We start from the raw sequence: 19,421 nt of genomic DNA on the forward strand, positions 1-19,421 counted from the left end.
AGTGAATATATATGAAAAGAATACTGAAGCGCAGCACGCTGATCCTCGTCTTTACGCTGCTCTTTATCGGCGGCGCGTCGTTCTTCTGCGTCGAGCTTGTTTTCAACGCCGACGACTGGGCTAACCAGCCGTACAACGCCCACATCTCGGGCAACGGCGGTCTTGAACAGGCGGGCGCGGTATATGACCGGAACGGCGTTGCTCTGGCAAAAACCCAGGGTACCGACCGCGTCTACAACGAGAACTACAGCGTCCGCGTTGGTCTGCTCCACACTGTGGGCGACAACAGTCTGAATATCTCGACGGCTGTGCAGAGCAAGTACCGCTCGCAGCTCACGGGCTACAGCCTTATCTGGGGTCTTAACATGCCGCAGTCGCTGCGAACCTCTCACGACATCACCCTGACCGTCGACGCGAACGCTTCCGCCGCGGCCTACGACGCTCTGAGCGCCTACGGAAAACAGGGCGCGTGCGTTGTTTACGACTACAAGACGGGCGAGGTCATCAGCTCGGTCAGCACATATTCCTACGACCCCGAGGCTCCGCCCGAGATCAACGAGGACAACGAGCACGAATACGAGGGCGTGTATCTCGACCACGTGCTTTCCTCGTCATACACACCAGGCTCCATCTTCAAGCTCGTCACCGCGGCTGCGGCGATCGAGAACATTCCCGACCTCTTTGAGCGCACATGGTACTGCGAGGGTCACGAGGACATCGGCGGTGCGGAGGTTCGCTGCGTTGACGGCGAGGCTCACGGCACGCTCGACTTCTACGGCGCGCTCGAGCACTCCTGCAACATCGTTTTCGCGGAGCTGGCGGTCGAGCTCGGCCCCGAAAAAATGACCGCGGCAGCCGAGAAGATGGGAATCAACCTCAGCTATGAGATCGACGACGTGAGCACCGCCAAGGGTCACTACGACGTTTCCAAGGCGACGACAAACGAGCTTGCGTGGTCGGGCGTCGGACAGTACAACGACGAGGTCAACCCGATGCAGATGGCAATCCTCTGCGGAGCCATCGCGAACGGCGGCAACTCCGTCAACCCGACGTATATAAAGAGCGGTACGGGCGATCTGCTCAAGATGATAGGTCTTAACGACACAAAGAGCCGCGAGCTCCTCAAAAGCTCCACCGCCTCGACGCTCAGCCGGTCAATGCCGTCCTATACCTTCGGCAGCCTGAGCGTACGCGCAAAGACGGGTACAGCCGAGGTCGGCGATGAAAAAAGCCCCAACGCGTGGATGGTCGGTTTCTCGACCGACGAGGACTGTCCGCTCGCGTTTGCCTGCGTAGTAGAGGACGCGGGCTTCGGCAGCCAGTACGCGCGTCCCGTTGCGGAGACCGCCATGCAGAGCGCGGCGCAGGCTCTCAGGGGATATTAATACAGAAAACAACCACGAAAGGATAATGATATAAATGAATTTCTTAAAATCACTTTTCGGCAACTACAGCAAGCGCGAGGTCAAGAGGATCCAGCCCATCGCTGACAAGGTTCTCGCGCTTGAGAGCAAGTATGCCGCAATGAGCGAGAGCGAGCTCAAGAACCAGACGACGCTTCTCAAGGAACGCCTCGCAAACGGCGAGACGACCGACGATATTCTTCCCGACGCGTTTGCGGCATGCCGCGAGGCGAGCTGGAGAGTGCTCGGAATGAAGCACTTCCCCGTACAGGTGCTCGGCGGCATCGTGCTCCACCAGGGACGTATCGCCGAGATGAAAACCGGTGAAGGTAAAACCCTCGTTGCGACCCTGCCCGCGTACCTCAACGCGCTCACGGGCAACGGCGTTCACATCGTAACCGTCAACGACTACCTTGCCCGCCGCGACTCCGAGTGGATGGGCAAGCTCTATAAGTACATGGGACTCAAGGTCGGACTTATCGTACACGACCTCGAGAACGACCTCAGAAAGGAAGCCTACGCCGCGGACATCACCTACGGCACCAACAACGAGCTCGGCTTCGACTACCTGCGCGACAACATGGTAGTTTACAAGGAGAACAAGGTTCAGCGCGGCCACGCGTTCGCGATCGTCGACGAGGTCGACTCTATCCTTATCGACGAGGCGCGTACACCTCTTATTATTTCGGGCAAAGGCGACAAGTCCACCGATCTGTACGAGAAGGCTGACGCGTTCGCAAAGACGCTCAAATTACAGCGCTTCACCGAGCTCGACTCCAAGGAGGACATGGAAGCCTACTACGAGGAGAACGGCATCGACTACGTTGTCGACGAGAAGCAAAAGACAGCTACCCTTACCCAGCTCGGCGTAAAGAAGGCTGAGGAGCATTTCGGCCTTGAGAACCTCACCGACCCCGAGAACCTCACGATTTCTCACCACATCAACCAGGCAATCAAGGCTAACGGCGTAATGAAGCTCGACGTTGACTACGTTGTTAAGGACGGCGAGGTCATCATCGTCGACGAGTTCACAGGCCGTCTCATGTACGGCAGACGCTTCAACGAGGGTCTGCACCAGGCTATCGAGGCTAAGGAGGGCGTAAAGGTTCAGAGCGAGAGCAAGACGCTCGCGACAATCACCTTCCAGAACTACTTCCGTCTGTACGGCAAGCTGTCGGGCATGACAGGTACAGGTCAGACCGAGAGCGAGGAGTTCCAGGAGATCTACAAGCTCGACGTTGTCGAGGTTCCGACCAACAAGCCCGTTATCCGTCAGGATCTTCCCGACTCCGTATTCAAGACCGAGCGCGGCAAGTTCAACGCGGTAATCGACCAGATCGTCGAGGCGAACAAGAAGGGTCAGCCGGTGCTTGTCGGTACTATTTCGATCGAAAAATCCGAGCTGCTCTCGAAGATGCTCAAGCGCCGCGGTGTTGCGCACAACGTTCTCAACGCGAAGCAGCACGACAAGGAAGCCGAGATCGTCGCCCAGGCAGGTAAGTACGGCGCGGTGACCATCGCGACCAACATGGCAGGCCGCGGTACCGATATTATCCTCGGCGGTAACGCAGAGTACATGGCGAAGGCTTCCATGCGCAAGCAGGGCTATCCCGAGGAGCTTATCGAGGAGGCGACAGGCTACGCCGAGACCGATAACGAGGAGATTCTCGAGGCGAGAAAGACCTTCCGCGAGTTAAACGAGAAATACAAGGACGAGATAAAGGACGAGGCTGACCGCGTAAGAGAGGCGGGCGGTCTGATGATCATCGGTACAGAGCGCCACGAGTCGCGCCGTATCGACAACCAGCTCCGCGGACGTTCGGGACGTCAGGGCGACCCGGGTGTGAGCCGCTTCTTCCTGTCCACCGAGGACGACCTCATGCGTCTGTTCGGCGGCGACAGAATGAAGGCTATGATGGAGCGCATGAACGTCGACGAGGACACCCCGATCGAGAACAAGATGCTCTCAAACATCATCGAAGGCTCGCAGGAAAAGGTCGAGCTGCGCAACTTCGGCATACGTAAGGACGTACTCCAGTACGACGACGTTCTCAACCGCCAGCGCGAGATCATCTACGGCCAGCGCGACCAGGTACTCAACGGCGAGGATCTTCACGACACCGTGCTCAAGATGCTTTCCGATTCGATCGACACCTCTATTGTGCACTATCTGCCCGAAGGCCCCCGCGAAAACTGGAACTACCCGGGACTTATCGAGTATTACAAGGGCTGGATCATCACCGACGAGAAGCGCTACGCTCTCGACAAGGACGACCTCGAGGAGATGGAGCCGTCCGAAATCGGCGATATGATCAAAGAGGACGCTCTGAATATCTTCAAGGCAAACGAGGAGCTGCTTGCTCCCGAGGTTATCCGCGAGATGGAGCGCGTATATCTGCTCAAGGCAGTCGACACCCACTGGATGGATCACATCGACGCGATGGATCAGCTCAAGGCAGGTATCCGCCTGCGTTCATACGGTCAGCACGACCCCGTTGTCGAGTACCGTCTTGAGGGCTTCGATATGTTCGACGAGATGATCGAGAATATCCGCGAGGATACGATAAAGATGATGCTCATCATGCCAAAGCGCGTGTATGAGATCCAGAAGCGCCAGGAGGCTATCGAGGCTGCGCGCAAGGCGGCTGAGGCAGCTGCGGCAGCGGCGCATCAGGTCATGCTCGACAAGGGCGAGGAGAAGAAGCAGCAGCCCAACCCCGTTGAGGCGGCTCTCAAGCGCGAGCAGGTCGCTCAGCCCACAAAGACCTCGGGCGATGGCACCGACACCGCCAACAAGACCGTCCGCAAGGGCAAGAAGGTCGGCAGAAACGATCCCTGTCCGTGCGGCAGCGGTAAGAAGTACAAGAAGTGCTGCGGACGCGACGCTTAAATTTTCAATTTATTAAGGAAGGGCTAATCGCCCTTCCTTTCCTATTTACCACCAAAACCGACTCCGATTGTGCCATTAATTTTGGTAAACCGTGTAATTGACTTTAGCGCGTAAAAACAATAAAATTATATTGTTGAATAATTATGCAAAGGAGAGTATCTATGTTTTGCGAAAAATGCGGTAATCCCGTAAACGATAACGATAAGTTCTGCCAGAAGTGCGGCGCTCCCGTTAAGCCCCTGAACGCGGCACCTCAGCAGGCTCCCGAGGCACCTCAGCCCGAGGTACAGCCCATGCAGGCTCCCGAGGCACCTCAGCCCGAGGTTCAGCCCGTACAGGCACCCCGGCCCGAGGTTCAGCCCATGCAGGCTCCCGAAGGCTATCAGCCGGTTCCTCCTATGGCGGATGACTTCAATCAGACAAACGTTCAGACCGTACCTCCCGCAGAGAAGAAGCCCTTCCCCAAGGCTGCAAAGCTCGGCATCATCTTCGGCGGCATCGGCGTTGCAGCAGTCGCGGCTATTCTGGTTGTGATCTTCGCGGTGATCATTCCGATGACCAAACCCAAGATCGATCTTACCAAATTCGTCACAGTTGATCTTTACGAGCACGGCGAAAGTGTTGTAGACGGCAAGATCAACGGCGAGTTCGAGCTCGACAGCCGGAAGATCGTCGAGGCTTATCCCCAGATCTTCAACGGCAAGCCCGCGGCGCTTTCGGCTCTCGACAGCGCTCTCTATGATATCAAGGTCGAGTATGTTGACTCAAGCGACACCTCCAACATGGACTACGGCTACAAGTACGTAACCTTCAGCAACCTCAAGAAGGACAGCGAGGTAAAAATCACAATCGTTCTTCCCGAGAAGGATTCTTTCGGCTACGAGAGCCTCAGAACAGAGGAAAGCATGATCGGCGCGTCCTTTGTCGGCGGCACGGTCAACGTAAATATCGCTGATTCGATCGAGGCTGAGGGCTACAGCGTTGTTGACACCGAGAATATCGACCTTCTCGGCTACATCGAGAAGAACAAGCTCGCGAGCGCGATCGTCGACAGCCTCGGCGAGGTAACAATGGGTATCCTGCCCTTTGAGGCGAAGTTCGGCAGCTATACCGTCAAGAACGAGAGCTATGAGTCCTACGCTCCCTCTGTTTACGATGCGAATGACAACTACATCACAAGCATCTATCTCAGCTTTGACAAGAAAGCCGCTCTCAAGGCAGGCGACAAGGTAACCGTCAGCTACGATGGCGACAACTCCTATATGGCGGACAACTACGGTCTGGTTCTCGAGGGCAAGCCCTTCACCTACACCGTTGCAATGCCCGAGAAGCTCGACGAAAAGTCCGCGAAGAAGAACGCAGAGGCGATCAAGAAGTACATCACCGATCACCCCGAACTCGATTCCTCATACAAGAAGGGCGACAAGCTCGAGGTCACCGACCTGTACTATGTAAGCTGGAAGGATAATTCCGACTACCACGACATCGTGGCAATCGTCCGCAACTCGACTCAGAATTACTACTGCACCCTCGAGCTCGAGACGAAGGGCTTCTTCGTCAACGGAGAGTTCATCTACGGCGGCTATTCGAGCTACGCAGGCTCACACGGCAAGTCGACCGACGACGCTGCAAAGAGCAATTCCTACCTCGAACCCAACAGCAAATACTACACAGCGACAAAGCTCATCTGATAAAATCTTACGGGAGATACGGCAAAGCGCCGTACCTCCCGTTTTTTATAAACTCCGCGGACAAAAAGACGGATATAAAATACTTGTATATTTTGTTTTGATGTGGTATGATAGAGGATAAGGGAGTGAATTACCAATGAATAAAAGATTTCTGACGACTGCGGCGGCGATCCTGCTTGTCGGAGCGTCCGCTTTTTCCGCTCTTACCTTCACGGGCTGCAGCTGCACGGGCAAGGGCAATAAGACTCAGACAACAACGGCTGCAAGCGCGGTTCAGGCAAAGACCTATGAAACAAAAGACCTGCTGACCTGCGAGAGCTGGATCGGCAAGCTGACAAATCAGGTCGGCATGGAGAGCTATACCGCCAACAACCAGATCGAGGTCAAGGGTCAGCTGTTCGGCACGGCTGCCACAGGCGTTGCTACCGTCCAGAAGGGCGGCGACGTTATCAGCTCGGTCAAGCTCACAGCCGGCGCGCTCGCCTATGACACAGCGAAGGACGAGCTCACCAAGAAGTACGGCGACCCGATCAAGGACGAGGGTACGACCTGCAGCTTCCGCACGGGAAGCAACACCGCAGTCCTCACTCAGAGCGGCGACGGCGTAACATTTGAATTTAAGTAACAGAAAAACGGAGAGCGTGTTGCTCTCCGTTTTAGTTTTGGCAATTGGTAAAAATTAATTTTGAATCTAGTAAATTCCCTGAACCGTGACCTCGCCGGCGTTGAGGGTGCGGACGGTGCCGTCAGAGAGCATGACTCTCAGCTCGCCTGCCGCGGTAACTCCCACAGCCGCGCCGCTTACGGTGCGCTCGCCCTTCTTGAAGGTGACGCTCCTGCCGATCGTCGCGCAGAGCGAAACGTACTCCTCGAGAGCCTCGGGCGGAAGCTCGAGGTTATAGCGTGTGAATTCACGCTCGATCTGTCCGAGCAGCGCCGCGAGAAGGCGGTTCTTGTCGTAATGTCTGCCCGTTTCGAGCAGAATCGAGGTCGCCTTGTATGCGATTTCCTCGGGGAACTCTATCTGATCGACGTTCACGCCGATGCCCGTGATGACGTACTCCACAGCGTCGAACTCCGCGCACATCTCGGTGAGTATGCCGACGAGCTTCTTTTTGCCGATGATAATGTCGTTCGGCCACTTGATTCTGCAGTCAAGTCCCGTCGTCTTGCGCAGAGCCTTGCACACGGCAAGACCCGCGAGAGGAGTGATCGGTGTAACGTCCTTCGGAGCGAGCTTCGGGCGGAGGAGGATAGAGAACGCGAGGTTTTCGTCGCGCTTGCTCTGCCATACCCTGCCGAGCCTGCCCTTGCCGCTTTTCTGTTCGCGCGTGGTGACGACGGTGCCGTTTTCGCAGCCGTCGCTGCCGAGGCGCTTGAGATAATCGTTTGTCGAGCCTACCGAGTCGAGCACGATCAGGTTATTGCCGATAACCGAGGTGCCGAGATGTTTTCTGATGGCGGTTTCGTTGAGGTATTCGGGCAGCGAAACGAGCCTGTAGCCCTTGTTTGGCGCGGATTCGATCACGCAGCCGCTCGATCTCAGGGCGTTGATGCCCTTCCACACCGCCTGCCGCGACACGCCCAGCTCCTTTGCGAGCGCCTGACCCGAGAGGTAGCCGCCGCACTGCGTGAGCAGCGCGAGGATCTGCTCTTTCACAACAATCATCTCCTCTCTCCCAAAAGGGAGGTACTGTGTATAGATTACTTTCTTGTTCTTACCGCGTTGACAACCTTTACGATAACGGGGCAGAGGATCATGTTCACGCCAAGCTCAACGAGGAAGTTCACACCCGTCAGACCGATGATGGCGAAGAACAGAATGTCTGTGTCGCCTGCCCACTGCGCGAGAACGTCGCGGAAGAAGAGCAGCAGACCCGCGATAAAGATGCCCGTGTTGACGACGGGAGCGGCGAGTGCCGCGAGTACGGCGCCGAGGATCTGGTTCTTTTTGCTGACCGCGTTGTAGATAAGACCCGCGACGAAGCCTGCCGCCGAGCCCTTGAGCAGACAGAGCAGAATGCACATTGCGGGGTTCGCGTAGAACACCATCGCACCGCCGGCGTCAGCGCCTGCCGCGCACATGATGAGAACCACGACGCTGAATACCGCGCCGAGATACGCGCCTGCCTTCGCGCCGTAGAGAGCCGAGCCGATGACGATCGGGATCAGCGCCAGAGTGATCGCGAAGGGCTTTGTGGGGAAGTATGTGGTGACTACCTGCAGCACGATGATGATTGCCGTAAGGATAGCAAGACCCACAAGCGTAAAGGTTTTGCTGTTAGTGTTTTGCTTTTTCATTAAAACAACCTCCTGCTGTCTTTCTGCCGATTTGATACAGATAAGACGCAAAGTTTATTTACAAAGAGCCGAAGCTCGTTTGTACATGGTTAGTTGAGGAGCTGCCTGCTTACTTCCTGTTCCTCTTATATATCGATTTCAAGCCCTCGAGGATAATGTTCTCGTCAAACAAGATCTCGTGCGAGCAGTTTCTTATCATCTGGGGAGCAAGCCCGCCCGTGGCGATGATCTTGCAGTCCTCTCCGGCTTCCGCGAGGAACTTGTCGAGCATTCCGTCGAGCATACACGCCGTGCCGAACATAACGCCCGAGCGAATGCAGTCGACGGTGTTGGTGCGGATAGCGCTCTTCGGCGCGCGCAGGTCGACCGCAGGCAGAAGCGCGCCGTTGTTTGTCAGCGCGTCGAGCGAGATTCCCACGCCCGGTGCGATAGCGCCGCCGCGGTATGCGTTGTTGCTGTCGACGTAGCCGATGACCGTCGCCGTGCCCATGAATATCATCAGCAGCGGGCCGCCGTACTTCTCGAGCGCGCCGACGCAGCCGCAGACTATGTCGCCGCCGAGGGTTTCGGGCCGGTCGATACGCAGTTCAATGCCTGTTTTCAGCCCGGGGCCTACCACAAGGCTGCGCACGCCGGTGCTGACTTCGATAGCGTCGCGCAGAGGCTGGGTTATCTTAGGTACGACGGAGCTGATTATCGCCGCGTCGATAGCCTTGTTGTCGATATGGTAGATCTGGAAGAAGGTGAATAGCTCGACCGCGATTTCGTCGCTTGTCTTGCGCGTATCGGTCGAGATCCTGAGCTTGAATTTCAGCTCGTCGCCCTCGAAAAGACCGAATTTTATATTGGTATTTCCTACGTCGGCTGTAAGCAGCATAAGTGTTTTCTCCTAATGATTATTACATCAATAATTATAACACATTTTTCTACAGTTTCAAGGTGCATATTAGGTATTTTATTACAATTTGAAAAAGTGGTTAATTATTTGTTGAATTTTCACCGCGATGGTGTATAATATTTATAGCTAGGCATTGTGGTTTTCCGTCGGCATTTGTCGGAATTCAGATGCGACTTGCATTGAAAACCATGGGGGTTTTTGAGAAAGGATGGTTAATCAGATGGATAGTTCAGAACTCAGACAGCTTCGGATTCTTGCCGCAAAGTCACGCTTGGGCGCAATCCTCGGCACATATCACGCAAAGTCCGGTCACCCCGGCGGCTCGCTCTCGGCGGCGGATATCTTCACATATCTCTATTTTAAGGAGATGAACGTAGATCCCGCAAATCCCGGTTGGGCAGACCGCGACCGCTTTGTACTCTCAAAGGGACACTGCTGTCCCAGCCTCTACGCCACTCTGGCGCTCAAGGGCTATTTTGACTGGAACGAGCTTACGGTACTCCGCCACATCGGCGCGATGCTCCAGGGTCACCCCGATATGAAAAAGACGCCCGGCGTCGACATGAGCACAGGCTCGCTCGGACAGGGAATCTCAGCCGCGTGCGGCATGGCGCTGGCTGCGAAGCTCGACGGCAAAGACTATCGTACCTATACACTTCTCGGCGACGGCGAGGTAGAGGAAGGTCAGGTCTGGGAGGCGGCGATGTTCGCATCTCACCACAAGCTCGACAACCTCGTTGTAATGGTAGACCAGAACGGTCTGCAGATCGACGGCACCGTCGACGAGGTAGCGGGAATTGAACCGCTTGACAAGAAGTTCGAGTCCTTCGGATTTGAAGTAATAAAGATCGACGGCCATGATTTTGAGCAGATCGCCGCGGCTTTGGACAAGGCAAAGACCGTTAAGGGCAAGCCCACGGCTATCCTTGCCGCAACAGTCAAGGGCAAGGGCGTATCGTTCATGGAAAATCAGGTCGGCTGGCACGGCACCGCTCCCAACAAGGAGCAGTACGAGCAGGCAACCGCCGAGCTTGAGGCGGAAATCAAGAGATTGGAGGGCGAGTGCTGATGGCTCAGACAGTATTGAAGGCAACGCGCGAGAGCTTCGGCGAAGCGCTCTGCGAGCTCGCAAAGGATAACAAGGACATCGTCGTTTTTGACGCCGACCTCGCTGCGGCTACAAAGACAGGCGTTTTCAAGAAGGCATACCCCGACCGCTTCTTCGACTGCGGTATCGCCGAGGGCAACATGATGGGCGTCGCGGCAGGCATGGCGGCTGCGGGCAAGATCCCCGTAGCGGCGTCGTTCGCGATGTTCGCAACAGGCAGAGCGTTCGAGCAGATCCGCAACTCTATCGCCTATCCGCGCCTCAACGTAAAGATCGCGGGCTCACACGCGGGTATCTCCACGGGTGAGGACGGCGCGACACACCAGTGCATCGAGGATATCGCGATCATGCGCGCTATCCCGAACATGGTAGTTCTCAATCCTGCCGACCACTGGGAGATGAAGGCGGCGACAAAGGCGGCTATCGAGTACGACGGCCCCGTATATATCCGCCTCGGCAGACTGGCTATCGACAGCTTCAACGACCCCGAAACCTACTCCTTCGAGCTGGGCAAGGGCATCACTCTCCACGAGGGTAACGACGTTGCCGTTATCGCGACGGGTCTTGTCGTCAACGAAGCGCGCAAGGCTGTTCAGGAGCTCGAGGCAGAGGGCATTTCGGCGCGCCTGATAAACATTCACACAATCAAGCCCATCGACCGCGATATCATCATAAAGGCGGCGAAGGAAACGGGCAGGATCATCACCGTTGAGGAGCACAACGTTGTCGGCGGACTTGCGGACGCGGTCTGCGAGGTCGTTACAGCGGAGTGTCCCGTCAAGGTAACGCGAATCGGCGTTCAGGACGAGTTCGGCCACAGCGGTCCCGCTTGGGAGCTGCTCGACGAGTTCAAGCTCACCCAGCCGCATATCGCGAACGTTATCCGCGAGGTTGTAAAAGAGAAATAATATTATGGCGCTGCGGGGAACGAAGCAAAACGCTTCGGTCCTTCACAGCGCCGTTTTTTATTATTGCAGCTCGTTGAGCTTTTGGTTTATTTCCGCGGCAAGCTCGTCGTAATCCTCCTGCGGAAGATATCCTTTGTCGCGGCGGAATTTCAGCTCGTCAAGCTCTTCCTCAAGCTCTCTGCGCTCGCGGAGGTTCTTTTTGATACCCTGCTTCTCATTAAAATCGCGGAACACCTCCGAAAACGACGGCGTAATATTTACCAAGCCGTAAACAAGCGTGCCGATAAATACCGCGAACAGCGATACGTAGGTGATGATGTCGGCAGGCTCAAGCGGAATTGAATACATGGTGTGCTGATAGATGTAGTTGAACAGCAGGTTCGTTTGACAGAAAACAAGGACGGCTGACGCGGGGATAAGCAGCAGCCTTGACGGCAATCCCTTTATCGCGGCGGCAGCGATCACTGAGCACGCCGCGATAAATACAAGGTACATTCCTATCAGATAATAGGAGTTCGAAACTATCGGGCTGAAGCCGTTATTGTTATAGAACGGGATCTGCTGAAAAACAACAACGGCAGCGATCACCTTTTGTATTGCCGCAAGCACGAAAGCCAAGGGCAGAAGGAATACTCCCGCCTTTGTTTTGCGGAAGAAAAATATATACAGCGAAAATACAAGGCACGGCAGAACAGGGAACACTATGTATCGGATATAAAACCAGACCGTTCCGAAGCCGCCCTGCGCGTTCTGCGCTGAGCCAAAGCTTGATGTGAAGAAAATAAGGGCAATACAGGCAAGAAATCCAAGCAGTGAGATCGCCGCGCATATCATAACGGGCACCTTGCCGCGCATAATTTGTTTTTCCATAGAAATTCTCCTTTCGGTTTCTTTTGAAATTATAGCACAAATTTTTCAATATAACAAGATATAAGAAAGAGGTGTAACAAATGGCTGTATCAACACAAAAAACACTGAGAAATCAGGTGATGTATCAGGTATTCGTCCGCAATTTCAGCGACGAAGGCACCTTCGCCGCGGTTCAGAGCCGCCTTGACGAGATAAAAGCCCTCGGCACGGATATCATCTGGTTCATGCCTATCCACCCGATCGGCAGGCAGGCGCGGAAGGGTACTCTCGGCTCGCCCTACGCGATAAGCGACTACCGCGAGGTCAACCCCGAGTTCGGCAGCATGTCGGACTTCAAGAGCCTTGTCGGCGCGATCCACGGAAAGGGCATGAAGTGCATCATCGACGTGGTCTATAACCACACCTCGCCCGACTCCGTTCTGAGCCAAAAGCACCCCGAGTGGTTCTATCACCGTCCCGACGGCAGCTTTGGCAACCGCGTCGGCGACTGGACGGATATCATCGACCTCGATTACTCGAACCGCGAGCTATGGGACTACCAGATCGAAACGCTCAAGTTCTGGGCAGGCATCGTCGACGGCTTCCGCTGCGACGTCGCGCCGCTGATTCCGCTCGAGTTCTGGCTAAAGGCGCGCGAGGAGGTCGAAACGGTGCGAGAGGGCTGCATCTGGCTCAGCGAGTCCGTCGAACCCGGCTTCATTACATATATGCGCGGACGCGGAATGACCGCGCTGTCTGATTCAGAAATTTTTCAGGCGTTCGACATGGCGTACGACTACGACGTCTACGGCGCGATGAAAGCATACCTCGACGGCAGCGGCAGTCTTGAAGCCTACGCCGACGCGCTCAACCGTCAGGAGTACACCTTCCCCGATAACTACGTCAAGCTCCGCTTCCTCGAGAACCACGACCAGCCGTGCGCGAGGTTCCTGATTCCCGACGAAAACAGGCTCAAAGTATGGACTGCGTTCCTCTTCTTCCAGAAGGGCATGACGCTCATCTACAACGGACAGGAAAAGGCTGTCGCGCACGCGCCGTCGCTCTTTGACCGCGACACCGTCAGGTGGAACGCGGCGGAGAGCATTGATTTAACCAGATACATCGCGCGCCTGTCAGATATAAAGCGCGACCCGGTCTTTGCCGACTGCTCCTACACCGTCACCGCGCCCTCGGAGGACACCCTCGTCGCGCTCAGAGAGCATGACGGCAGAAAAATGCTCGGCGTATTTCCTCTCAGGGGCGAGGGCGGTTTGGTTCGCGTCGAGTTTGAGGACGGCGTTTATGAGAACCTTATCAGCGGCGAGGCTGTCGAGGTGTTCCGCGGAATGCTCAGCTCGAACGGCCTGCCCGTGATCCTGCGCAACTTCTGATATGAAGGGATTTCTGCGAACAAAAACCGCCGCCGTGCTGCTCTCTGTGTTCTGCACCCTGCTCTGGGGCACGGCGTTTCCGTTCATAAAGCTCGGATATTCGGCGTTCGGAGTGGCTGACGGCGACGTCGGCGCAATGCTGCTCTTCGCGGGCTGCCGGTTCTTCCTCGCGGGGCTGATGGTGCTGCCCGTCACCGCCTTGCAGCATACGCGCGTCCTTCCGAAGAAAGCCGACGTGCTCCCGATCGTGACCCTCGGTCTTGTGCTGACGGCGGGTCAGTACTTTTTCACCTACATCGGGCTGGGCTTCACGAGCGGCGCGAATACCTCGATAATCACCGCCTGCGCGTCGTTTCTGACCGTCCTCGCCGCGCCGGTATTCTTCCGCTCGGACAGGCTGACCGTTCTCAAAATCCTCGGCTGCGTCCTCGGCTTCGGCGGCGTGCTCGTGATGAATCAGGGCGGCGGCGTGTCGGGCGATACGCTCTTCGGCGACAGTATGATTTTCATTTCGACCGCCTGCGCGGCTGCAGGCAACCTGCTCTCAAAGAAGGTCGCAAGCGGACGGAATCCGCTGACCGTGACGGCGTGGCAGCTCCTTGCCGGCGGTGGTCTGCTGGCAGTCGCCGGACTGATTTGGGGCGGCAGGCTGAACTTCTCGAGCCTGCAGGGTGTGGCGATACTTCTGTGGCTTTCGTTTGTGTCGGCTGCGGCGTTCAGCGTATGGACTGCGCTGCTCAAGCACCACCCCGCGAGCAAGATCTCGGTCTACACGCTGCTGATACCCGTTTTCGGCACCGCGCTCTCGGGACTGCTGCTCGGTGAAGCTGTATTTAAAATAGAAACACTACTCGCGCTGCTGCTGATAGCCGCGGGAATAGTGCTTGTAAATATTACAATCAAAGCGAAAGGAGAAGGTCATGATTAAAGGTATTCTCACTGATATGGACGGTCCGGGAAGCCCGGCGGCAGAATCGCGGACTATACCGCGCCGTAATAGCAATGCCGCGCGTTTACGCGGGAGAGGTTCCGAAAGGAGAAAAGCATGATTAAAGGCGTTTTGTTCGATATGGACGGTGTTATTTTAGACAGTGAAAAGCTATACGTACGCTTCTGGTGCGAGGCGGGTCAGGCGTGCGGCTTCCCGATGGAGCGAAAGCACGCGCTCGGTATCCGCTCAATGGCGCGACCCTACGCGATCGAAAAATTACAGGGCTGGTTCGGTGAGAGCTTCGACTACGACGAAGTGCGAAACAAGCGTATCGAGCTGATGAACGCCTATGTCGACGTCCACGGCATCGAGCCTAAGCCCCAAGCGGAGTATCTTCTTTCCTATTTAAAAGAAAAGGGAATAAAGGTCGCACTCGCGACGGCAACCGCAAAGCCCCTCGCCGAGAAGTACCTCGAGCGCGTCGGACTGCTGAAATATTTCGACGCGGTAGCAAGCGCGAAGCAGGTCGAGCACGGCAAGCCTGCGCCCGATATCTATATATATGCCGCGAGCCTCCTCGGTCTGAAGCCCGAAGAGTGCATAGCCCTCGAGGACTCGCCGAACGGGATACGCTCGGCTCACGCGGCAGGCTGCAAAACGGTCATGGTGCCCGACCTCGACGGCGCGGCGGAGGAGATAAAGCCGCTGCTGTACGACATCGCTGACGGACTGGCTGACGTCGTGAGGATAATTGAAAATTGAAAATGAAAAATTGAAAATTAAAGAGAGAAACGCCCGATGGTACATCGGGCGTTTCCTGTCTGTAAAAAATGAGGGGTACAATTACGTGCCTCTGTGCCGGCACGTATTGAGGAGGGTAGAACAATATACTCGACGGTTGCGGTTCCGTCTTTTGAGTACGCTTTTATTAAACTATATCAATATGAAAACTGTGTGAATTCTGGTTGAAACCTCGCTGAAAAAATTTTTTTCAAAAAAGTCAAAACAAATGTTTGATTTTTCCGAAAACCTGTGTTACAATATAGTCGGAAAGGTGTGTGCGCTTATGAAAACACTCAGTAAAAGTCAATCGAAGATACTCGAATACCTCCGCGAATGCTCCGACAGCGGAAGGGTACCCTCTGTGCGTGAAATCTGCGACTACACGGGACTCAGCTCGACCTCGACGGTGCACCATCACCTCAAGGCTCTCGAGGAAAAGGGGCTGATTATCCGCGAGCACGGCGTTAACCGCTGCATTCAGATCGCGGGCGAGGAGAAGAGCGCCAGTGTGCCCGTCCTCGGCAAGGTCGCTGCGGGCATTCCCATCACCGCTATCCAGGACATTGAGTTCTACGTGCCCGTGCCCGAGCAGCTCAAGCGCGGCAGAGAGCTCTTTGCGCTCAGAGTACAGGGCGAGAGTATGATCAACGCGGGCATTCTCGACGGAGATATCGTGATCGTCCACCGCACGCCCGTCGCAGAGAACGGCGAGATCGTCGTCGCGATGGTCGAGGACAGCGCCACCGTCAAGCGTTTTTACAAGGAAAACGGCTGCTTCCGCCTGCAGCCCGAAAACGACAGCTTTGAGCCGATCATCGTCGACGAGGTAGTTCTGCTCGGCAAGGTCGTTTCACTCATCAGAAATTACTAAGGAGAGATAGATTTGAGCACCGTTTGCGTTTTCGGTTCCTCTAGCGAGGCGATCGACAGACGATATCTTGACGCCGCGTACTCTCTCGGCGCGGCGATATGCAGACGCGGCGAGGGTATGATCTTCGGCGCGGGAAAGTACGGGATCATGGGAGCTGCTGCGCGCGGCCATATTTCAGAGGGAGGCGTTCCGACGGGAGTCAGCCCGTATTTCTTCAGGGAGAGGAATGTCCTGCTCGAGGAGTGCAATCTTGTTTTCACCGACTCAATGCGCGAGCGCAAGGCGTACATGGAGGACAACTCCGACGCGTTTGTCATCTGCGCGGGCGGCATCGGCACCTTCGATGAGTTTTTCGAGGTGCTGACCCTCAAGCAGCTCGGCAGGCACAAAAAGCCGATCGTTATCTACAACCTTCTGGGTTGCTACGACGGGCTGATCGAGCTCATGGAGAACGCTATCCGCGGCAAATTTCTCTCTGAGGACACCAGAAGCCTTTACTCGGTCGTCGAAACCGAGGAAGAGGTCTTTGAGATCATCGACGGCTACACGGCTGTCGAGTACGACAAATACGGAGGCAGATGATGGCTGATTGCTGCGAACAGTGCGCGCACTACGTTGCCGACGAAGAGTTCGGCGACTACTGCTCGGTCAATCTTGACGAGGACGAGATGGAGCGCTTCCTCACCCAGAGCGTAAAGGGCTGCCATTACTTTCAGCTCTACGACGAGTACAAGATCGTGCAAAAACAAAATTGATAATCTATTGCGCCGTCCCGCAAAGGGGCGGCGTTATTTTTTTGTTCTGAAAGGTACATTTAGGGTTTTGCCTGCCGTACTCGCGGAAATCTGCGGATTTCCATTGCGTTTACGGTATTCTCACGTACAGCGCAAACGGCTGATAAACCTTGGTGCTTCGGCTGTTGAATATTATTACTCAAAAATTGATTAATAGCTGCGAGAAATAGCATTTAAACTGCACAAAGCAAATGTGATGTTTTTGTGAATGCATACAAAACTGTACCTTTTGTCGATAAATGATGAAAAAAGGAGTGTCTGCAATGGGTGTTTTCAAAAAGGCAGCCGAGAAGCTGACGAGTGAAAAAATGAGCTCAAAAAGCCGCAGGAGGCTGATTGTGTTCATTGCGATCATCACGCTTCTCTCGATGACCACCTCGACCGTCGCGTGGTTCACGATCAATACCTTCGCGGGTGTAGACACACTTGACGTACATATCAGCGTTGCTGTTCAGCTCAAGGTCGCTATGCACGACTACGGCACCGATCTCAGCAAGTACGGCAAGGTCATTACAAACGAGATGATCGACGAGTTCCTAGCGGGCGACAACACAAAGCTCGCGGATATTCTTCTTGACCCCGCGACCTCAAACGACGGCACACGCTTTACAAACAAGAGCGGCGCCGAGCGTCAGAGAAACAAGAAGAGCTTTCTCTTCTGCTCCTCGATGATACCTTCGAGCTCTGTGATCTTCGCCTCGAGCTGAGCCTTGATTGCCTCGAGCTCGGCGACCTTCGCGGTCAGGGCTGCAACCATTGCCTCGAGCTCCGCGCTCCTTGCCTCGAGCTCGGCGACCTTTGCTTCGAGCTCGGCGATGCGTTCCTTCGCCTTGATGAGCTCTGCCTTGACCTTCTGGAGCTCGTTCCTGAGCTCCTTGATCTGATCCTCAAGAGCCTTGATGTTGCTCTTGAGCTGTTCTATCATTCTGTCGCGCTTTTCGATTTCGCGCTTCAGCGCCGCGATTTCATTCTTCTGGTCACGAATGATCTTCTCACGCTCGCGGATTTCGTGAACATTATCAGAATCGCGACGGGCAATTATCGCGACGAGGATGAGGAGAGCATATCCGAGATAATCGAGCGCATTCAGCGCGAGGATATGGAGAAGGCAGAGGAGAAAAAACGCCGTGCCCTGAAAAACACTCAGGATATGGTCAGCATTATGGCAGAAAGCGGTTCCGAAAAAGCCGTTCCTTCCGAAGAAGCACCCGAAGCAGCTTCCGAAGATGAACCCGAAGATGAACCCGAAGAGAATGCCGATGAAAAATACGAAGAATAACTCCTTTTATGACAAAATCTACGCGGCGGTGTGCCTTATCCCGCGCGGGCGCGTCGCGACCTACGGACAGGTCGCCGCTCTTGCGGGCAACGGCGGCGCAGCGCGTGCTGTCGGCAACGCCCTTCACAAAAATCCCATGCCGGGCGTGATACCCTGCCATCGCGTCGTGAACGCTCAGGGCAGGCTGGCTCCGCATTTTGCCTTCGGCGGAGCGGACGAGCAGCGGCGGCTGCTCGAAGCGGAAGGCGTCAGGGTGGACGGCGGGTACGTCGACCTCAGGTTGTATCAGTGGCGCAATCAGTGAGATTTGCATTTTTCGACAAACTGTGGTATAATGTATAAAGATTGTGTGAATACGGTTAGAGGTGACAGATATGGACTATAAGCTCATTGCCGTTGACGTTGACGGCACACTGACCAATTCGCGTAAAGAAATCACACCGCGCACACGATACGCGCTTCTGGAGGCTCAGAAACAGGGCAAGCGCGTGGTTATCGCCTCGGGCAGACAGCCCATGGGCGTTTATCCGATTGCGCGCGACCTCATGCTCGACCGCTACAACGGCTATATCCTCAGCTACAACGGCGGCAAAATCATCAGCTGCGCTACCGACGAGACCGTCGCGACGAAGTTATTCCCGCGCGAGTACCTCGCCGACATCGTGAGCGTGCTCAATGATTATAATGTTACGATCAATACCTTTGACGACAAAAAAATCTTTTCGAACTCAAAGGTCAACGACTACACCTACATCGAGCAGGAGGTAACTCATGCCGAGATGATAGTCTGCGCGGACTTTGTGGCGGATATCAAGTTTCCGTTCAACAAGCTCCTTCTGGCGGGCGAGCCGCTCGAGCTCGACGCGTGCCAGGAGCTTCTGCGCAAGCGCTACGACGGTCTGCTCGATATCTACAAGAGCGCGCCGTATTTTCTCGAGATAATGCCGTTCGGCGTTTCCAAGGGCTCGATGCTGCCCGTGCTTCTCGACAAGCTCGGAGTCAGCCGCGAGGAGCTGATCGCCTTCGGTGATAACTACAACGACATGACAATGATAGGCTATGCGGGAATGGGCGTCGCGATGGGCAACGCCGAACCCGAGGTCAAGAAAATCGCCAACTATGTCTGCGAGACCAACGACGAGGACGGCGTCGCGAAAACAATTGAACAGATGATTTTATCAAAAGCCTGACCGTACGGTCGGGCTTTTTTGTTGACAAATCGGAAATACGGTACTACAATATTGCTGATAGTAATTCTGCACAGATGTATATAATTTTGTGATTAATGCTCAATAAAGTATGCGGCTAAAGGAAATTAATAATA

The 19,421-nt window shown here is 55.2% G+C and carries 21 protein-coding genes; 16 read left to right on the plus strand and 5 right to left on the minus strand.

Annotated elements, in window-relative coordinates; all coding sequences use genetic code 11:
* Window positions 1–11 precede the first annotated feature (11 nt).
* The 4 genes from AB1I49_RS00445 to AB1I49_RS00460 all read left to right on the plus strand — a co-directional run bounded on the left by AB1I49_RS00445 (window position 12) and on the right by AB1I49_RS00460 (window position 6,609).
* A complete protein-coding gene (locus AB1I49_RS00445; protein ID WP_407721117.1) occupies window positions 12–1,385 on the plus strand; it encodes a penicillin-binding transpeptidase domain-containing protein in 1,374 nt (457 codons plus the stop codon).
* Between the two features lie 34 nt (window positions 1,386–1,419).
* Window positions 1,420–4,293 (plus strand): preprotein translocase subunit SecA, encoded by a 2,874-nt coding sequence (gene secA, locus AB1I49_RS00450; RefSeq protein WP_407721118.1) that lies wholly within the window; start codon window positions 1,420–1,422, stop codon window positions 4,291–4,293.
* A 161-nt stretch (window positions 4,294–4,454) separates the two neighbouring features.
* Window positions 4,455–5,984 carry a zinc-ribbon domain-containing protein gene (locus AB1I49_RS00455; RefSeq protein ID WP_407721120.1) on the plus strand — a complete coding sequence of 510 codons (1,530 nt, stop codon included), beginning with the start codon at window positions 4,455–4,457 and terminating at the stop codon, window positions 5,982–5,984.
* A 136-nt stretch (window positions 5,985–6,120) separates the two neighbouring features.
* On the plus strand, window positions 6,121–6,609 hold the full coding sequence (locus tag AB1I49_RS00460; protein WP_407721121.1) for a hypothetical protein: 489 nt from the start codon (window positions 6,121–6,123) through the stop codon (window positions 6,607–6,609).
* A gap of 66 nt (window positions 6,610–6,675) precedes the next feature.
* Here AB1I49_RS00460 and AB1I49_RS00465 read toward each other — a convergent pair whose 3' ends face one another.
* The 3 genes from AB1I49_RS00465 to AB1I49_RS00475 all read right to left on the minus strand — a co-directional run bounded on the left by AB1I49_RS00465 (window position 6,676) and on the right by AB1I49_RS00475 (window position 9,162).
* On the minus strand, window positions 6,676–7,644 hold the full coding sequence (locus AB1I49_RS00465; protein ID WP_316620317.1) for a biotin--[acetyl-CoA-carboxylase] ligase: 969 nt from the start codon (window positions 7,642–7,644) through the stop codon (window positions 6,676–6,678).
* 44 nt (window positions 7,645–7,688) lie between these two features.
* Window positions 7,689–8,285 (minus strand): ECF transporter S component, encoded by a 597-nt coding sequence (locus AB1I49_RS00470; protein ID WP_201427462.1) that lies wholly within the window; start codon window positions 8,283–8,285, stop codon window positions 7,689–7,691.
* A 109-nt stretch (window positions 8,286–8,394) separates the two neighbouring features.
* On the minus strand, window positions 8,395–9,162 hold the full coding sequence (locus AB1I49_RS00475) for a type III pantothenate kinase (protein WP_201427463.1): 768 nt from the start codon (window positions 9,160–9,162) through the stop codon (window positions 8,395–8,397).
* Window positions 9,163–9,403: 241 nt separating this feature from the next.
* On the opposite strand from AB1I49_RS00475, the gene AB1I49_RS00480 reads away from it, so the two are divergent.
* Together AB1I49_RS00480 and AB1I49_RS00485 are read left to right on the plus strand one after the other, a co-directional pair.
* A complete protein-coding gene (locus AB1I49_RS00480) occupies window positions 9,404–10,252 on the plus strand; it encodes a transketolase (RefSeq protein WP_407721122.1) in 849 nt (282 codons plus the stop codon).
* Window positions 10,252–11,199 carry a transketolase family protein gene (locus AB1I49_RS00485; protein WP_316609139.1) on the plus strand — a complete coding sequence of 316 codons (948 nt, stop codon included), beginning with the start codon at window positions 10,252–10,254 and terminating at the stop codon, window positions 11,197–11,199. The genes AB1I49_RS00480 and AB1I49_RS00485 overlap by 1 nt, the downstream gene beginning before the upstream one ends.
* A 60-nt stretch (window positions 11,200–11,259) precedes the next feature.
* Here the strand turns inward: AB1I49_RS00485 and AB1I49_RS00490 are convergent, their stop codons facing one another.
* A complete protein-coding gene (locus tag AB1I49_RS00490) occupies window positions 11,260–12,069 on the minus strand; it encodes a hypothetical protein (RefSeq protein WP_407721123.1) in 810 nt (269 codons plus the stop codon).
* An 80-nt stretch (window positions 12,070–12,149) separates the two neighbouring features.
* On the opposite strand from AB1I49_RS00490, the gene AB1I49_RS00495 reads away from it, so the two are divergent.
* The 7 genes from AB1I49_RS00495 (at window position 12,150) to AB1I49_RS00525 (ending at window position 17,525) form a co-directional block, all read left to right on the plus strand.
* Complete coding sequence (locus AB1I49_RS00495; RefSeq protein ID WP_407721124.1) at window positions 12,150–13,439, plus strand: alpha-amylase family glycosyl hydrolase; 1,290 nt, start codon at window positions 12,150–12,152, stop codon at window positions 13,437–13,439.
* 1 nt (window position 13,440) lies between these two features.
* Complete coding sequence (locus AB1I49_RS00500) at window positions 13,441–14,367, plus strand: DMT family transporter (protein WP_316610743.1); 927 nt, start codon at window positions 13,441–13,443, stop codon at window positions 14,365–14,367.
* A 117-nt stretch (window positions 14,368–14,484) separates the two neighbouring features.
* Window positions 14,485–15,132: an HAD family hydrolase gene (locus AB1I49_RS00505; protein WP_407721125.1), complete on the plus strand. Its 648-nt coding sequence runs from the start codon at window positions 14,485–14,487 to the stop codon at window positions 15,130–15,132.
* Between the two features lie 304 nt (window positions 15,133–15,436).
* Window positions 15,437–16,024 carry a transcriptional repressor LexA gene (lexA, locus tag AB1I49_RS00510; protein ID WP_201427470.1) on the plus strand — a complete coding sequence of 196 codons (588 nt, stop codon included), beginning with the start codon at window positions 15,437–15,439 and terminating at the stop codon, window positions 16,022–16,024.
* A gap of 12 nt (window positions 16,025–16,036) precedes the next feature.
* Window positions 16,037–16,606: an LOG family protein gene (locus AB1I49_RS00515; protein WP_407721126.1), complete on the plus strand. Its 570-nt coding sequence runs from the start codon at window positions 16,037–16,039 to the stop codon at window positions 16,604–16,606.
* Window positions 16,606–16,779 carry a DUF6472 family protein gene (locus AB1I49_RS00520; RefSeq protein ID WP_201427472.1) on the plus strand — a complete coding sequence of 58 codons (174 nt, stop codon included), beginning with the start codon at window positions 16,606–16,608 and terminating at the stop codon, window positions 16,777–16,779. Before AB1I49_RS00515 ends, AB1I49_RS00520 begins: the two co-directional genes overlap by 1 nt.
* Before the next feature lie 302 nt (window positions 16,780–17,081).
* Window positions 17,082–17,525 (plus strand): hypothetical protein, encoded by a 444-nt coding sequence (locus AB1I49_RS00525; protein ID WP_407721128.1) that lies wholly within the window; start codon window positions 17,082–17,084, stop codon window positions 17,523–17,525.
* Here AB1I49_RS00525 and AB1I49_RS00530 read toward each other — a convergent pair.
* On the minus strand, window positions 17,450–17,743 hold the full coding sequence (locus AB1I49_RS00530; protein ID WP_407721129.1) for a hypothetical protein: 294 nt from the start codon (window positions 17,741–17,743) through the stop codon (window positions 17,450–17,452). The two genes, AB1I49_RS00525 and AB1I49_RS00530, sit on opposite strands and share 76 nt — an antisense overlap.
* 84 nt (window positions 17,744–17,827) lie before the next feature.
* Here AB1I49_RS00530 and AB1I49_RS00535 point away from each other — a divergent pair, with 84 nt between their 5' ends.
* From AB1I49_RS00535 to AB1I49_RS00545, 3 genes are all read left to right on the plus strand, one after another.
* Window positions 17,828–18,097, plus strand: coding sequence for a hypothetical protein (locus AB1I49_RS00535; RefSeq protein ID WP_407721130.1), 270 nt, complete (start codon window positions 17,828–17,830; stop codon window positions 18,095–18,097).
* The gene (locus tag AB1I49_RS00540; RefSeq protein ID WP_243411790.1) at window positions 18,078–18,401 is read left to right on the plus strand and encodes an MGMT family protein; all 324 of its coding nucleotides are present in this window, start codon (window positions 18,078–18,080) and stop codon (window positions 18,399–18,401) included. The genes AB1I49_RS00535 and AB1I49_RS00540 overlap by 20 nt, the downstream gene beginning before the upstream one ends.
* Before the next feature lie 70 nt (window positions 18,402–18,471).
* Window positions 18,472–19,287 (plus strand): Cof-type HAD-IIB family hydrolase, encoded by an 816-nt coding sequence (locus tag AB1I49_RS00545; protein ID WP_316611153.1) that lies wholly within the window; start codon window positions 18,472–18,474, stop codon window positions 19,285–19,287.
* Window positions 19,288–19,421: the final 134 nt, after the last annotated feature.

The organism is Ruminococcus sp. NATIVEDY160 (genome assembly GCF_045819885.1).
Classification (GTDB): Bacteria; Bacillota; Clostridia; order Oscillospirales; family Acutalibacteraceae; genus Ruminococcoides.

Bases quoted from the DNA above. Each gene is read 5' to 3' on its own strand.
- AB1I49_RS00490 (WP_407721123.1), bottom strand. From the start codon at position 12,069: ATGGAAAAACAAATTATGCGCGGCAAGGTGCCCGTTATGATATGCGCG.
- AB1I49_RS00545 (WP_316611153.1), top strand. From the start codon at position 18,472: ATGGACTATAAGCTCATTGCCGTTGACGTTGACGGCACACTGACCAAT.
- AB1I49_RS00455 (WP_407721120.1), top strand. From the start codon at position 4,455: ATGTTTTGCGAAAAATGCGGTAATCCCGTAAACGATAACGATAAGTTC.
- AB1I49_RS00445 (WP_407721117.1), top strand. From the start codon at position 12: ATGAAAAGAATACTGAAGCGCAGCACGCTGATCCTCGTCTTTACGCTG.
- AB1I49_RS00480 (WP_407721122.1), top strand. From the start codon at position 9,404: ATGGATAGTTCAGAACTCAGACAGCTTCGGATTCTTGCCGCAAAGTCA.
- AB1I49_RS00540 (WP_243411790.1), top strand. From the start codon at position 18,078: ATGAAAAATACGAAGAATAACTCCTTTTATGACAAAATCTACGCGGCG.
- AB1I49_RS00500 (WP_316610743.1), top strand. From the start codon at position 13,441: ATGAAGGGATTTCTGCGAACAAAAACCGCCGCCGTGCTGCTCTCTGTG.
- secA (WP_407721118.1), top strand. From the start codon at position 1,420: ATGAATTTCTTAAAATCACTTTTCGGCAACTACAGCAAGCGCGAGGTC.
- AB1I49_RS00495 (WP_407721124.1), top strand. From the start codon at position 12,150: ATGGCTGTATCAACACAAAAAACACTGAGAAATCAGGTGATGTATCAG.
- AB1I49_RS00525 (WP_407721128.1), top strand. From the start codon at position 17,082: ATGGGTGTTTTCAAAAAGGCAGCCGAGAAGCTGACGAGTGAAAAAATG.
- lexA (WP_201427470.1), top strand. From the start codon at position 15,437: ATGAAAACACTCAGTAAAAGTCAATCGAAGATACTCGAATACCTCCGC.
- AB1I49_RS00530 (WP_407721129.1), bottom strand. From the start codon at position 17,743: ATGATAGAACAGCTCAAGAGCAACATCAAGGCTCTTGAGGATCAGATC.
- AB1I49_RS00460 (WP_407721121.1), top strand. From the start codon at position 6,121: ATGAATAAAAGATTTCTGACGACTGCGGCGGCGATCCTGCTTGTCGGA.
- AB1I49_RS00475 (WP_201427463.1), bottom strand. From the start codon at position 9,162: ATGCTGCTTACAGCCGACGTAGGAAATACCAATATAAAATTCGGTCTT.
- AB1I49_RS00505 (WP_407721125.1), top strand. From the start codon at position 14,485: ATGATTAAAGGCGTTTTGTTCGATATGGACGGTGTTATTTTAGACAGT.
- AB1I49_RS00470 (WP_201427462.1), bottom strand. From the start codon at position 8,285: ATGAAAAAGCAAAACACTAACAGCAAAACCTTTACGCTTGTGGGTCTT.
- AB1I49_RS00485 (WP_316609139.1), top strand. From the start codon at position 10,252: ATGGCTCAGACAGTATTGAAGGCAACGCGCGAGAGCTTCGGCGAAGCG.
- AB1I49_RS00520 (WP_201427472.1), top strand. From the start codon at position 16,606: ATGGCTGATTGCTGCGAACAGTGCGCGCACTACGTTGCCGACGAAGAG.